This window comes from Actinomadura meyerae, from assembly GCF_900188445.1.
Classification (GTDB): Bacteria; Actinomycetota; Actinomycetes; order Streptosporangiales; family Streptosporangiaceae; genus Spirillospora; species Spirillospora meyerae.
Genome location: NZ_FZOR01000063.1, coordinates 22,867 through 36,657, shown reverse-complemented (window position 1 = coordinate 36,657; position 13,791 = coordinate 22,867). Strand labels below are relative to the sequence as shown.

The 13,791-nt window shown below is 71.5% G+C and carries 13 protein-coding genes and 1 tRNA gene; 11 read left to right on the top strand and 3 right to left on the bottom strand.

The genetic code is table 11. The annotated features are described in order from the left end of the window. Nucleotides 1-83: 83 nt before the first annotated feature. The 3 genes from CHF16_RS37155 to CHF16_RS37140 all read right to left on the bottom strand — a co-directional run bounded on the left by CHF16_RS37155 (nt 84) and on the right by CHF16_RS37140 (nt 1,249). Nucleotides 84-479, bottom strand: coding sequence for an IS5 family transposase (locus CHF16_RS37155; RefSeq protein ID WP_281259437.1), 396 nt, complete (start codon nt 477-479; stop codon nt 84-86). Between the two features lie 36 nt (nt 480-515). Next, nucleotides 516-815 carry a UTRA domain-containing protein gene (locus tag CHF16_RS37150; protein WP_089330877.1) on the bottom strand — a complete coding sequence of 100 codons (300 nt, stop codon included), beginning with the start codon at nt 813-815 and terminating at the stop codon, nt 516-518. A gap of 362 nt (nt 816-1,177) precedes the next feature. After that, nucleotides 1,178-1,249: transfer RNA gene (locus tag CHF16_RS37140), tRNA-Arg, on the bottom strand. A gap of 126 nt (nt 1,250-1,375) precedes the next feature. Here CHF16_RS37140 and CHF16_RS37135 point away from each other — a divergent pair. The 11 genes from CHF16_RS37135 to prfA all read left to right on the top strand — a co-directional run bounded on the left by CHF16_RS37135 (nt 1,376) and on the right by prfA (nt 13,755). Continuing rightward, nucleotides 1,376-1,738: a response regulator transcription factor gene (locus tag CHF16_RS37135; RefSeq protein ID WP_089330883.1), complete on the top strand. Its 363-nt coding sequence runs from the start codon at nt 1,376-1,378 to the stop codon at nt 1,736-1,738. Between the two features lie 21 nt (nt 1,739-1,759). Then, nucleotides 1,760-2,386 (top strand): DALR anticodon-binding domain-containing protein, encoded by a 627-nt coding sequence (locus tag CHF16_RS37130; RefSeq protein WP_143228280.1) that lies wholly within the window; start codon nt 1,760-1,762, stop codon nt 2,384-2,386. Beyond that, on the top strand, nt 2,383-3,774 hold the full coding sequence (lysA, locus tag CHF16_RS37125) for a diaminopimelate decarboxylase (RefSeq protein ID WP_089330875.1): 1,392 nt from the start codon (nt 2,383-2,385) through the stop codon (nt 3,772-3,774). Before CHF16_RS37130 ends, lysA begins: the two co-directional genes overlap by 4 nt. Continuing rightward, nucleotides 3,771-5,075, top strand: coding sequence for a homoserine dehydrogenase (locus tag CHF16_RS37120; protein ID WP_245869767.1), 1,305 nt, complete (start codon nt 3,771-3,773; stop codon nt 5,073-5,075). The genes lysA and CHF16_RS37120 overlap by 4 nt, the downstream gene beginning before the upstream one ends. Nucleotides 5,076-5,189: 114 nt before the next feature. Beyond that, nucleotides 5,190-6,257 (top strand): threonine synthase, encoded by a 1,068-nt coding sequence (gene thrC / locus CHF16_RS37115; RefSeq protein ID WP_089330874.1) that lies wholly within the window; start codon nt 5,190-5,192, stop codon nt 6,255-6,257. A gap of 75 nt (nt 6,258-6,332) precedes the next feature. After that, nucleotides 6,333-7,253, top strand: a complete 921-nt coding sequence (gene thrB / locus CHF16_RS37110) for a homoserine kinase (protein WP_218827019.1) — start codon at nt 6,333-6,335, stop codon at nt 7,251-7,253. Nucleotides 7,254-7,710: 457 nt separating this feature from the next. Then, nucleotides 7,711-9,801, top strand: coding sequence for a transcription termination factor Rho (gene rho, locus CHF16_RS37105; protein WP_089330872.1), 2,091 nt, complete (start codon nt 7,711-7,713; stop codon nt 9,799-9,801). A gap of 211 nt (nt 9,802-10,012) precedes the next feature. Beyond that, nucleotides 10,013-11,422 carry a sensor histidine kinase gene (locus tag CHF16_RS37100; protein WP_245869766.1) on the top strand — a complete coding sequence of 470 codons (1,410 nt, stop codon included), beginning with the start codon at nt 10,013-10,015 and terminating at the stop codon, nt 11,420-11,422. A 77-nt stretch (nt 11,423-11,499) separates the two neighbouring features. Continuing rightward, nucleotides 11,500-12,153, top strand: a complete 654-nt coding sequence (locus CHF16_RS37095; RefSeq protein ID WP_089330871.1) for a response regulator transcription factor — start codon at nt 11,500-11,502, stop codon at nt 12,151-12,153. A 174-nt stretch (nt 12,154-12,327) separates the two neighbouring features. Next, on the top strand, nt 12,328-12,546 hold the full coding sequence (rpmE, locus tag CHF16_RS37090) for a 50S ribosomal protein L31 (protein WP_021598595.1): 219 nt from the start codon (nt 12,328-12,330) through the stop codon (nt 12,544-12,546). Nucleotides 12,547-12,690: 144 nt separating this feature from the next. Next, nucleotides 12,691-13,755, top strand: coding sequence for a peptide chain release factor 1 (prfA, locus tag CHF16_RS37085; protein ID WP_089330870.1), 1,065 nt, complete (start codon nt 12,691-12,693; stop codon nt 13,753-13,755). Nucleotides 13,756-13,791 lie beyond the last annotated feature (36 nt).

Here is a 13,791-nt window from a genome sequence, read left to right as displayed (position 1 = left end):
GAGGCTTCAATCGCTTTCACGAACTCCACATGGACCTGCGACGCCTGTGGATATGTGGATAACACCCTGACGGTCAGGCTAATTTAACGGCATTGGGCCCTGGTTCCCCCCGGCGGCTCCCGTTGAAGGTCCCCGTCACTGCGGGCGCCGGCAGCGTGCTGATGCGCCCGGCAGATGGTGGAGTCGACGCTGACCTCCCAGCAGATCAACCCCACCGCATCCGCCTGAGCCTGCAGACCCTTCACGATCCGAGCCCACGTACCATCCCGCTGCCACTGCCGAAACAGCCCATAGACCGTCTGCCACGGCCCGAACCGGGTCGGCAGATCACGCCAGGGGACACCGGGGCGGACCCGCCATCTGATCCCGTCGATCAAGTGCCGCTTCGACCACACCACCGGCTGACCAGGCTTCGCCCCCACCGGCAGCAACGGCTCCAACAGCGCCCACTGCGCATCGGTTAGATCACCACGACCCACAAACAAGATCATTGCGAACCGGCAGACACACCGTGATCAACTTCTGAAACACGGCCTAGGAGTGATCCGCTCGCGCGCCGAGACCTGCGGGTAGCCGAGTTCGGCGAGCGCGCTCTTGACGCCGCCGACGATCACCGGGCCGTCTTCTTCCAGAACGGTGCCCTCGGCGATGTCGAGGGGGAACCAACTCTCGTTGAGCCGGACGGGGATGTCGCTGGCGAGGAGACGTCGGCGACGGACAAGGCAGTTCGCCTCACCGGTCGGCACGCCAAGCAACTCGGCGACGTCCGCCGGCGGCTCGGCGTGCTCGGTGGTGATCTCGTGCTTGGGCTCCAGACCGAGAGTGGGAACCTCGGCGTCGAACGCGCCGCGGGCACCTCGCTCGGCGCACGTACGACCTACGCCACGCCGGTGTCTCCCCGAGGCTCAACGCCGGCGTTCCGCCTACGCAGGTCGCCGAGTGGGCCGGACACAGTGTCGAGGTGCTCTTGAAGATCTACGCCAAGGTCATAGCCGGTCAGGACCGCGTGTGGGAGGGGCTCATAGACGACGCCCTCGGCGACTGACAGCCGGAACACAAATGGAACGCGCGCCGTGGCATACGGCGTCCTACGGTGGCATCTGATGTCACATGGCCCATGAATGACAGAAGCCGGTTTCCGCAGGTCAGGTGCGGGAACTGGCTGATCGTTTGTAGGTGCCCCCTGCAGGATTCGAACCTGCGCACACGGCTCCGGAGGCCGTTGCTCTATCCCCTGAGCTAAGGGGGCCCTGCGCCGTTGGCGGCGCGGTAGAAGGTTACCAGGGTTGGCGGGGTGGCGCGCACGTGGCTTTTCGCCGTGCGTGCCGGGGAGGAGTGGGCTAACTTCGAGCCCGTGACCGAGCCACTGGGACGCGTGCTGGTCGTCGATGATGACGAGGTGATCCGCCAGCTCATCGCCGTGAACCTGCAACTGGAGGGGTTCGAGGTGTCGACCGCGGTGGACGGTCAGGACTGCCTGGAGAAGGTGGGCGAGGTCCGGCCGGACGTGATCACGCTGGACGTGATGATGCCGCGGCTGGACGGGTGGGTGACCGCGGTGAAGCTGCGGGAGGACCCCAGGACCGCGCACATCCGGGTCGTGATGATCACCGCGCGGGCGCAGGAGCACGATGTGCGGCGGGGGCACGAGATCGGTGTCGACGCCTACGTGACCAAGCCGTTCGACCCGAACCAGCTGATCCAGACGGTGCGGAAACTCGCTGCTGTGTCCAGATAGTGGTCGGATAGTCTCACCAGGGTGACTCCAGGCGATGCCCTCGTGCGTGCGGTGCGGGACGCCGTGGCGGACGGGGAGATCGATGTCGCCGTGCCGGAGAGCGTGGTGGTCTTCGAGCGGGGGCGCGGGGTCTTCGAGAGTCCGGTGGCGCTGCGGCTCGGGGTCGAGCCCGAGGTGATCGCGCGGCGGGTCGGGGGCAGTGTCCGCGGCGGGTTCGTCAGGGTCGTCCTGACGGCCGAGCGGGTCGTGGAGCAGATCCTGCGTGACCCTTCTTACGGCGTGGCGCGGGTGCCGGGGGGTGTGTGGGACGAGTGGCCCCGCACGTGGGAGAACCCCGGGTTCTCCGTCCGGTACGCGTATGCGCGGGCCTGCTGGGTCGAGCGGTGGGGCGAGGCCGCTCGGTTTCGGGGCGGGGAGCTGGAGTCCGAGCTCGTGTGGGCCATGGCGGACGTGCCGGGGCGGGCGGAGCAGGCGGAGCGGGAACGGGATGCCAGGCCGCTGATGTTGTGTTTGGAAAGAGTGGCCGAGGCGTACCACGACGTGCATGAGCACCGTCCCGAGGGACGTGCGGGCCTGGCGCGGGCGGTGAAGGTCGTCCTCGGCAACGGGCTGAACATGATCGGTGAAACCCCTAGAGAGCGGATATGAGTCGAGTACACCCTGCTGGGCCGAGGCATGCCGACGTGCTGCCGGAGGACCATCCTGCCGGGCCGGCGGAGGATCTGAACGCCCTGGAGCCCGCCGTGTGGCCGCGCAGCGCGCGCCGGGAGGACGGTGTCCTGACGGTGGGCGGCGTCGATGTGCGGGATCTGGCCAAGGAGTACGGGACGCCTCTGTACGTCTATGACGAGGAGGACGTGCGGAGCCGGGCCAGGGAGTACGCGGCGGCGTTCCATGATGGGGACGTCCACTACGCGGGCAAGGCCTTTCTCTGTGTCGCGGTGGCGCGGTGGCTGAAGGAAGAGGGCCTGGGGCTGGACGTGTGCAGTGGGGGCGAGCTTGCCGTCGCCTTGGCCGCGGGGTTCCCGACTGAGCGCATCACCCTGCATGGGAGCAACAAGGCCAAGTGGGAGCTGGAGCAGGCCCTTGAGGTCGGTGTCGGACGGATCGTGCTCGATTCGTTCGAGGAGATAGCTCGGCTGGGGTATCTCGCCCAGGAGATGGGTGTCCGGCCCAAGGTGATGGTGCGCGTCACCACGGGTGTGGAGGCGCACACCCATGAGTTCATCGCGACCGCCCATGACGACCAGAAGTTCGGGTTCTCGCGGAGTTCGGGGGCCGCGCTGGAGGCCGTCCGGCGGGTCCTGGAGCTGAAGCAGCTGGAGCTGGTGGGGCTGCACAGCCACATCGGGTCGCAGATCTTCGAGGTGGACGGGTTCGAGGTCGCCGCGCACCGGCTGGCGGAGCTGCTGGTCGCGATCCGGGACGAGCACGGGATCGAGCTCCCGGAGCTGGACCTCGGCGGCGGTTACGGGATCGCGTACGTGCCGGGGGAGGAGCCGCACGACCCCAAGTCGATCGCCGACGGGCTGCGCGACATCGTGGCCCGCGAGTGCAAGGCGTACGACCTGGCGATGCCGCGCCTGACCGTGGAGCCGGGACGGGCGATCATCGGGCCGGGCGGCGTCACGGTGTACGAGGTCGGCACGGTGAAGGACGTCGAGGGCCTGCGCACGTACGTGTCGGTCGACGGCGGCATGAGCGACAACCTGCGCACGGCGCTGTACGGCGCCGAGTACACCGGCGTGCTGGCGAGCAGGTCGTCGGAAGCGGCGCCCATGCTCAGTAGGCTTGTCGGCAAGCACTGCGAGAGCGGCGACATTGTGGTGCGGGACCTGTGGTTCCCCGAAGATCTTGCGGCGGGAGACCTGGTGGCGGTGGCGGCGACCGGTGCGTACTGTCGGTCGATGGCCAGCAACTACAACCACGTCCCGAAGCCCGCCGTGGTCGCGGTGAGGGACGGCAGGTCGCGCGTGATCGTCCGCCGGGAGAGCGCGGCGGACCTGCTGCGGCTCGATGCGGAGGTCGAAGCGTGAAACCCGGACTGCGCGTGGCGCTGCTCGGATGCGGCGTGGTCGGCACGGAGGTCGTCCGGCTGCTGATCGAGCAGGCCGACGATCTGGCCGCGCGCGTGGGGACGCCGCTGGAGCTCGCCGGGATCGCCGTGCGCAGGCCGGACCGGGTGCGCGAGGGCGTGCCGCGGGAGCTGCTCACGACGGACGCGCAGTCCCTGGTGACCAGGGACGACGTCGACATCGTCATCGAGGTCATCGGGGGCATCGAGCCGGCCAGGACGCTGATGCTGGAGGCGATGAAGTCCGGCAAGTCGGTGATCACGGCGAACAAGGCGCTGCTGGCCGAGGACGGCGCGACGCTGTTCGCGGCGGCGCGGGAGTACGGCGCCGACCTGTACTACGAGGCGTCCGTGGCGGGCGCGATCCCGCTGCTGCGGCCGCTGCGGGACTCGCTGGTCGGCGACCACGTGCACCGGGTGCTCGGCATCGTGAACGGCACCACGAACTACATCCTCGACCAGATGGACACGCACGGCGCCGGGTTCAACGACGCGCTGGAGGAGGCGCAGGCGCTCGGTTACGCGGAGGCCGACCCGACGGCCGACGTGGAGGGTTTCGACGCGGCGGCCAAGGCGGCGATCCTGGCGCAGCTCGCGTTCCACACGCCCGTGACGGCGGCGGACGTCCACCGTGAGGGCATCACCGAGGTGAGCGCCGCCGATGTGGCGGGCGCCAAGGGGATGGACTGCGTCGTCAAGCTGCTGGCCATCTGCGAGCGCATCCCTTCGGGGGACGGGCGGAACGGCCGCGGTGTGTCCGTCCGCGTGTATCCGGCGATGATTCCCCGGTCCCACCCGCTGGCTAGTGTGCGCGAGGCGTACAACGCGGTGTTCGTGGAGGCCGAGTCCGCCGGGTCGTTGATGTTCTATGGCGCGGGTGCCGGTGGTGCCCCGACGGCGTCCGCGATCCTGGGCGACCTTGTCGCGGTGGCGCGGAACGTGGCCGGCGGTACGCCCGGCCCCGTCGAGGTGACGTACGCGAAGCTGCCCGTCCTTCCGATGGGCGAGACCGTCACGCGCTACTACATCCAGGTGGACGTGACGGATGAGGCCGGTGTCCTCGCCACGGTCGCGGAGGAGTTCGCCCGGCACGGGGTGTCGATCCAGGCCGTCCGGCAGGTCGGGCTGGGCGAGGAGGCGCAGCTCGTCGTGGTCACGCACAGGGCGCCGGACGCGGCCCTCACCGCGACGGTGGAGGGCCTGCGCGGGCTGGAGATCGTCCGGGCCGTGACCAGCGTGATGCGGGTCGAAGGCGAAGAGTGACGACGGGCCCCACGCCCGTTCAGAGCCCCTGCCGGGGAGGTGACGGGGCCGCGAACCGGAAGGGGCGGTCCCGGTAGACTCCGGCCAACATCCCAGGTCATTCAGGAGACCGACGTGAACCCGAACGCCCGCGCGTGGCGCGGCCTCATCGAGGAGTACCGCGACCGCCTGCCGGTGACGGACCGGACCCCGGTCGTGACGCTGCTGGAGGGCGGCACCCCGCTGGTGCCCGCCCACCGGGTGTCGCAGCTGACCGGCTGCGAGGTGTACCTCAAGGTCGAGGGCGCCAACCCGACCGGTTCGTTCAAGGACCGCGGCATGACGATGGCGATCAGCAAGGCCGCCGAGGACGGCGCCAAGGCGGTGATCTGCGCGTCCACCGGCAACACCTCGGCGTCCGCCGCCGCGTACGCGGTACGGGCCGGGATGACCTGCGCGGTCCTCGTCCCGCAGGGCAAGATCGCGATGGGCAAGCTGGCGCAGGCGCTGGTGCACGGCGCGCGCCTCCTGCAGGTGGACGGCAACTTCGACGACTGCCTCGAACTCGCGCGCAAGCTGTCGGTCGACTACCCGGTGGCGCTGGTCAACTCGGTCAACAAGTACCGGCTGCAGGGCCAGAAGACGGCGGCGTTCGAGATCGTGGACGCGCTCGGCGACGCCCCCGACGTGCACTGCCTGCCGGTCGGGAACGCCGGCAACATCTCCGCGTACTGGATGGGGTACCGGGAGTACGCCGCCGACGGGGAGGCAACGCGGCGGCCGCGCATGCTGGGCTTCCAGGCCAGCGGGGCGGCGCCGTTCGTGAAGGGCGAGCCCGTCCTGAAGCCGCAGACGATCGCGACCGCGATCCGGATCGGCAACCCCGCCTCCTGGGACCTCGCCGTCGCCGCGCGGGACGAGTCGGGCGGCGCGATCGACTCGGTCACCGACCGGCAGATCCTCGCCGCGTACCGGCTGCTCGCCCGCGAGGAGGGCGTGTTCGTCGAGCCCGCGTCCGCGGCGAGCGTCGCGGGCCTGCTGCAGGCGAGCGAGCAGGGCGTCGTCGCCCGGGGCGCGAAGGTCGTGTGCACGGTCACCGGCAACGGCCTCAAGGACCCCGACTGGGCCATCTCCGGCGCCCCCGCGCCGACCACCATCAAGGTGGACGCGCACTCCGCCGCCTCCGAACTCGGCCTCACCTGAGTGGGCCGGGCAGAAGGAGTGGGCTCGGCTGAAGGCGCAAGCCCGGCCGGAGAAGCGGGCTGGAAGACGGGGCCGGTGCTGGTGCGGACGCCCGCGACCAGCGCCAACCTGGGGCCCGGCTTCGACTCGCTCGGCCTCGCGCTCGGCCTGCACGACGAGGTCGAGGTCGAGCTGACCGGCGGCGGCCTGTCCATCGAGGTGGACGGCGAGGGCGCGGAGGTCGCCGACCGCGGCGAGCGGCACCTCATCGTGAAGACGCTGCGCCGCACCTTCGACGTCCTGGACGAGCTGGCCGGATCCGGCCCGTCCCGGCCGCCGGGAATCCGGCTGCGCTGCCGCAACGCGATCCCGCACAGCCGCGGGCTGGGCTCGTCGTCCGCCGCGATCGTGGCGGCGATCGTCGCGGCCCGCGCGCTGCACCCGGCCGGGGACCGGTTCGGCGACGGCGCCGCGCTGCGCCTCGCCACCGAGATCGAGGGGCATCCCGACAACGTCGCGCCGTGCCTCGCGGGCGGCCTGACCGTCGCGTGGACGACGCCGGCCGGGCCGCGCCTGGTCCGGCTGGAGTCACAGGTCACCGAGGTCGTCGCGATCGTCCCCGAGCAGCGGCTGGCGACCGAGCGGGCCCGCGGGCTGCTGCCGCCGACCGTCCCGCACGGGGACGCCGCCGCGAACGCCGGGCGGGCCGCGCTGCTCGTCGCGGCGCTCACCGGGGGAATGGCGGAGGACGTCCTGCTGGACGCGACCGAGGACCGGCTCCACCAGGACTACCGCGCGCCCGCGATGCCCGAGTCCGCCGCACTGGTCGGCACGCTGCGGGACGCGGGCGTCCCGGCGGTGATTTCCGGGGCGGGCCCGACTGTCCTGGCCTTCACAAACGCATCACGAGTTGATTCAGTAGTCCCCGAAGTGGGTAAAGGCTGGCACATACACCCGTTGGACGTCGCGACCCGCGGCGCACGCGTCATGACCGGAGAAGACGAGGTCCGGGCTTGATCGCGGCGCCAGGGGGCGGGGCCTTCGCGGCGCTCCGGCCGGTGCAGGTCCCGGCACGATCCCGCTAGGTAAAATGCGAAGACATCGACCTCTGGGGAATAGCAGTGTGCCCTGGTGATGTTAGGCTGAATGCCGCACCAGATGCCCCGTTCGGGGCAGCGTGCTCGTCAGCCGCGCGTCGCCTGTGCGACCCTCCGGTCGTTTCGGTCCCGCGTACCAGGCTCCCCGACACCGTGATATCCCGTTGTCAGGCATTCCAGCGCAACAACTCAGGACGTGGCGGTACCGGGGACACGCACGAGCGGAACGTCCCGTCCACCATCTGGCTGTGCCCAGAACACGCAGATCCCGGTTCCATCGTGATCAGCGGAGCCCGTCCCGGCGCCCCCGCCGGGCCGCACCACCGGGTCGACTGGCCGAACGCCGGCCAACGCCCGCTCCCTGGGAAGGACCCTTAGTGAGCGAATCCAGCGAACTCCTTACGGACGCATCAAGCACGGGAACCGTGGCCGACGCCGCTCCGGCCGCCGCGGAGTCCGCCACCCCCCGGCGCCGCCGCTCGGGCACCGGCCTGTCGGCCATGGTGCTGCCCGAACTGAAGGCGCTCGCGTCCAGCCTCGGCATCACCGGCGTGACCGGGATGCGCAAGAGCCAGCTCATCGCCGCCATCCAGGAGAAGCAGGGCGGCGGGGAGCAGGGCTCGGCGGGGGGCGAGCAGGGAGCCGCTGCCCCGGCGAAGACCGAGCGCCCCCGGCGGACCCGCACCGCGGCCGCCAAGCGCGAGGTCTCCGACGACCAGGTCACGATCTCCGACGCCGCGCCCGCCACCGAGCAGGCCCCGTCCGGCAAGCAGGACAAGCAGAGCGACCGGCAGGCCGACAAGCAGGCCGCGTCCGACAAGCAGGCCGGCGAGACGGCCGACAAGACGGCCGACAAGGGCGCCGAGAAGGGCGCCGACCGGCAGGAGAAGGCCGAGCGGGCGGACCGGCAGGGCGGCCGCCAGCGTGGTGAGCGGCAGGACCGGGGGGCCGGCGAGGGCCGCGGCGAACGGCACCGCGACCAGGGCCGGGAGCAGGGTCGGGAGCAGAACGCCGAGGACGGCGAGTCCCAGGGCGGCCGCGACGGCGGGCGCGACCAGGGCCGCGAGGGCCGCGAGGGCGGCGGACGCCAGCGGCAGCGCGGCGGCCGGGAGCGCGGCGAGGGCCGCGACCGGGGCGAGCGCGGCGAGCGCGGCGACCGCGACCGCGACCGCGGCGAGCAGGGCGGCGGCCGGCAGCGCGGCGGCCAGAACCAGGGCGGCGGCCAGCACGACGATGACGACGGCGGCGGCCGGGGCCGGCGCGGGCGCCGGTTCCGCGAGCGCAACCGGGGCCGCGGCCGCGAGCGCTACGAGGAGCCGGTGATCACCGAGGACGACGTCCTCATCCCGGTCGCGGGCATCCTCGACATCCTCGACAACTACGCCTTCGTCCGGACGACCGGCTACCTGCCGGGCCCGAACGACGTGTACGTGTCGCTGGCGCAGGTCCGCAAGAACGGCCTCCGCAAGGGCGACGTCATCACCGGCGCCGTCCGGCAGGCGCGCGAGGGCGAGCGGCGCGAGAAGTTCAACGCGCTGGTCCGCCTCGACACCGTCAACGGGATGGAGCCGGAGCAGGCCAAGGGCCGCGTCGACTTCACCAAGCTGACCCCGCTGTACCCGCAGGAGCGGCTGCGGCTGGAGTCCGACCCCGGCATCCTGACCACGCGGATCATCGACCTGGTGTCGCCGATCGGCAAGGGCCAGCGCGGCCTGATCGTGTCGCCGCCGAAGGCCGGCAAGACCATGGTGCTCCAGGCGATCGCGAACGCGATCACCAAGAACAACCCGGAGTGCCACCTGATGGTCGTCCTGGTGGACGAGCGTCCGGAAGAGGTCACCGACATGCAGCGGACGGTGAAGGGCGAGGTCATCCACTCGACCTTCGACCGTCCCGCCGAGGACCACACCACGGTCGCGGAGCTGGCGATCGAACGTGCCAAGCGGCTCGTCGAGCTCGGCCACGACGTCGTCGTGCTGCTCGACTCGATCACCCGCCTCGGCCGGGCCTACAACCTGGCGGCGCCGGCGTCCGGCCGGATCCTGTCCGGTGGTGTCGACTCGACCGCGCTGTACCCGCCGAAGCGGTTCTTCGGCGCGGCGCGCAACATCGAGAACGGCGGCTCGCTGACGATCCTCGCCACCGCGCTGGTGGAGACCGGGTCCCGGATGGACGAGGTCATCTTCGAGGAGTTCAAGGGCACCGGCAACATGGAGCTGAAGCTCAACCGGAGCCTCGCCGACAAGCGGATCTTCCCGGCGGTGGACGTCGACCAGTCGTCCACCCGCAAGGAGGAGATCCTCATGGCTCCGGAGGAGCTGCGGGTCGTCTGGCAGCTGCGCCGGGTGCTGCACGCGCTCGAGACGCAGCAGGCGCTGGAGCTCCTCATCGAGAAGATGAAGGAGACCAAGTCCAACGCCGAGTTCCTGCTCCAGGTGCAGAAGACCACGGTCTCCGACGACCGCTGACCGCGCACCGCGCGGGGCCCGATCCGGGCCTGAGCCTGCGTGAAACGCCCCCGTCCGGGGAACCGGGCGGGGGCGTTCCCGTACGTCCGGAGAGCGTGCGAAGTGCCGCAGGACGGCTGTGGCGGCGGCGTGGTGGGGTTAGCCCCACCCCCCATCCGCCGGTGCGCGTCATGGTGACCGAGGCTCCGTCCCGGCACGCTGGGATCGTAGGTTGGGAACAGGCACGGAGGACGATGTGGGCGAGCTGAGCAGAGACCCCGGCGGCGCCGGCGCCGTGGTGGGATGGGCCGCGACACGGTGGGCCGCGGCGACGCGCGGCGGCGGGGACGCGCCGTCCGTCCTGAACCGCTCCTGGGCGCCGCTCGACATGGCGCGGTCGTCGGTGACCTGGCGCTCCGCGCTCTACCTGGGCGTCAGCATGGCGTTCGGCCTCGGCTGGTTCATCACGCTCACCGTCGGGCTGTCGCTGTCCGTCGCGCTGCTGATCATCTGGGTGGGGGTGCCGCTGCTGGCGCTGCTGATGGTCGCGTGGCGGTTCGGGGCGATGCTGGAGCGCCGGCTCGTCCGGGCGGCGTTCGGCGTCCGCCTCCCCGACCCGTACCGGCGGCCGCCCGAGACCCGCAACCCGCTGGCCAGGCTGAAGAACATGGCGGCCGACCCGTCCACCTGGAAGGACCTCCTCTACCTCGGCCTGCTGTTCCCGGTCACGGTGGTGGAGCTGGTGGTGTCCGCGGCGGTCTGGGGCGCGACGGCGGCGACGCTGGGGCTGCCGATCATCGTGGCGGTGGACGGCGGCGCCGAGGTCAACTTCGGGTTCGTCTCGTACTGGGCGGGCAACCCGCTCGAGGCCGTCCCGATGATGGCGTTCGGGCTGGTCTTCCTCATCCTGGCGATGTACGTGACGCGGGCGCTCGCGATCGGCCACACGGTGTTCGCCGCGCTGCTGCTCGGCCCGAGCCCCGCGCAGGCCGAGAACGTGGAGCTGCGCCGGCGCACCGAGCACCTGCAGGCCAGCCGCGCCCGCGGCGTGGACGCCGCCGAGTTCGAGCGGCGCCGCATCGAGCGCGACCTGCACGACGGCGCGCAGCAGCGGCTGCTGGCCGTGGCGATGGACATCGGCCGCGCCCGCGCCAAGCTCGACGACGACCCCGAGGGCGCGCGGGCGCTGATCGAGCAGGCGCACGCCGGCACCAAGGAGGCCATCACCGAGCTGCGCGACCTGGCCCGCGGCATCTACCCGGCGATCCTCACCGACCGCGGCCTGGACCCGGCGCTGTCCGGCCTCGCGGGCCGCGCCCCGGTGCCCGTCCAGGTGCACGTCGACCTGCCGGAGCGCCCGCCGGCGGCGGTCGAGAGCATCGCCTACTTCATCGTCGCGGAGTCGCTGGCGAACGTCGCGAAGTACGCCCGCGCGACGCAGGTGTCGGTCCGGGTGGCCCGCGAGGACCGCTGGGTCGTCGTCGAGGTGATCGACAACGGGGTGGGCGGCGCGACCGCGCGGCGCGGCGGCGGCCTCGCCGGGCTCGCCGACCGGGCCGCGACGATCGACGGGATGCTGATCGTGGACAGCCCGCCCGGCGGCCCCACGATCATCCGGGCGGACCTGCCCTGCACCTGGTGACGGCACCTCCGGCGACCGCCGGATCCTGGCTCGGCCCGCGCACCGGCGGGCCGGGCCGCCGGCGCGATAATGGGGCGATGCGGGTAGTGATCGCCGAGGATTCGGTGCTGTTGCGGGAAGGGCTCGTCCGGCTGCTCGGCGACGCCGGGATCGAGACGGCGGCGACCGTCGGGGACGGTCCGGGCCTGCTCGGCATCGTCGAGGAGCACGAGCCGGACCTCGCCATCGTGGACGTCCGGATGCCGCCGTCGTTCACCGACGAGGGGCTGCGCGCGGCGCTCGCCGTCCGGGAGCGGCGGCCGGGCACGCCGATCCTCGTCCTGTCGCAGTACGTCGAGGAGCGGTACGCGACGGACCTGATCGGCGGTGGCGCCGAGGGCGTCGGCTACCTGCTGAAGGAGCGGGTCGCGGACGTCGCCGAGTTCATCGACGCGGTGCGCCGCATCGCGGCCGGCGGGACGGTCATCGACCCGGAGGTGATCGGCCAGCTGCTCGGCCGGCGCCGCGAGGACGACCCGCTGGAGTCGCTGACGCCGCGCGAGCGGGAGGTGCTCGGGCTGATGGCGCAGGGGCGCTCCAACGGCGCGATCGCGGCCGACCTCGTCGTCACCGAGGGCGCCGTGGAGAAGCACATCTCCAACATCTTCATGAAGCTGGACCTCCAGCCCGCGCAGGGCGGGCACCGCAGGGTGATGGCCGTCCTGGCGTATCTGGGCCGCGCCGCCGGGTGACCGGGCGGCGCCGGGCGTCCAAGATCGGGAATGCCCGGTGACCTCGCCACGTTCGGGTATCTGGCACACTTGAGGTGCAACCGCTGCGGTACCGGTTCACGCCCCTCACATCTCCCATGGCGCGGCCATGTGAGCATGACGGGCGCCCGGCGACCGCCTTAGGCGAGGAGAACCATGAAGCCCGACATCCACCCGAACTACGTCGTCACGACCGTGACGTGTACGTGCGGCAACACCTTCGAGACCCGCAGCACCGCCGAGAACGGTGTGATCCACGCGGACGTCTGCTCGAACTGCCACCCGTTCTACACGGGCAAGCAGAAGATCCTCGACACCGGTGGCCGGGTGGCGCGCTTCGAGCAGCGCTTCGGCAAGAAGAAGGCCGGCAAGTAGGGCGAGCGCCGCACCCATACCAGGAACGGCCCGGGGACACTCGCGGTCCCCGGGCCTTTCGAAGCCGCCAATCGGGGACGGCCGCCGTCTCCGGGCCGGACCGGCCGCGGCGGCCGGGCCGGCCGGAACGGGTCAGGACACAGCGTGAATCTCGACGATCTGATCAGCGAATACGCGGGCATCGAGGAACGGCTCGCCGACCCGTCCGTCCATGCCGACCAGGCGCTGGCGCGCAAGCTCGGCAAGCGGTACGCGGAGCTGCGGCCGATCGTGGAGACCCGGCGGGAACTGGCGGCCGTGCAGGACGACCTCGCCACCGCCCGCGAACTGGCCGGTGAGGACCCGGCGTTCGCCGCCGAGGCCGACGACCTCGACAAGCGCCGCGAGGAGCTGGAGGAGCGGCTGCGCAGGCTGCTCGTCCCGCGCGACCCGAGCGACTCCAAGGACGTCATCCTCCAGGTGAAGGCCGGGGAGGGCGGCGAGGAGTCCGCGCTGTTCGCCGGCGACCTGCTGCGCATGTACCTGCGGTACGCCGAGCGCATCGGCTGGAAGACCGAGATCATCGACGCGCACCCGTCCGACCTCGGCGGCTACAAGGACGTCACCGTCGCGGTGAAGGCCAAGGGCAGCGCCGAAGAGGGCGTCTGGACGCGGCTGAAGTACGAGGGCGGGGTGCACCGCGTGCAGCGGGTGCCCGCGACCGAGTCGCAGGGCCGCATCCACACCAGCGCGGTCGGCGTCCTGGTGACCCCCGAGGCCGAGGACGTCGACGTCCAGATCGACCCCAACGACCTGCGCATCGACGTGTACCGGTCGTCCGGGCCCGGCGGGCAGAGCGTCAACACGACCGACTCCGCCGTCCGCATCACGCACCTGCCGACCGGCGTCGTCGTGTCCTGCCAGAACGAGAAGAGCCAGCTCCAGAACAAGGAGCAGGCGCTGCGCATCCTGCGGTCGCGGCTGCTGGCGATGGCGCAGGAGGAGGCCGACGCCGCGGCGGCGGCCGAGCGCAAGAGCCAGGTCCGCACCGTCGACCGCTCCGAGCGGGTGCGCACCTACAACTACCCCGAGAACCGCATCTCCGACCACCGCGTCGGCTACAAGGCCTACAACCTCGACCAGGTGCTGGACGGGGACCTGCACAACGTCACGCAGGCGCTGGTCGACGCCGACATGGAACGCCGCCTGGCCGATGCCCAGAAATCATGAGCGCAGCCAACGATGAGAGCAGTGAAGCAGGGGCCT

What these genes read in the sequence shown, in the direction of transcription:
- lysA (WP_089330875.1), top strand. Translation starts at nt 2,383, where the DNA reads ATGAGTCGAGTACACCCTGCTGGGCCGAGGCATGCCGACGTGCTGCCG.
- CHF16_RS37095 (WP_089330871.1), top strand. Translation starts at nt 11,500, where the DNA reads ATGCGGGTAGTGATCGCCGAGGATTCGGTGCTGTTGCGGGAAGGGCTC.
- rpmE (WP_021598595.1), top strand. Translation starts at nt 12,328, where the DNA reads ATGAAGCCCGACATCCACCCGAACTACGTCGTCACGACCGTGACGTGT.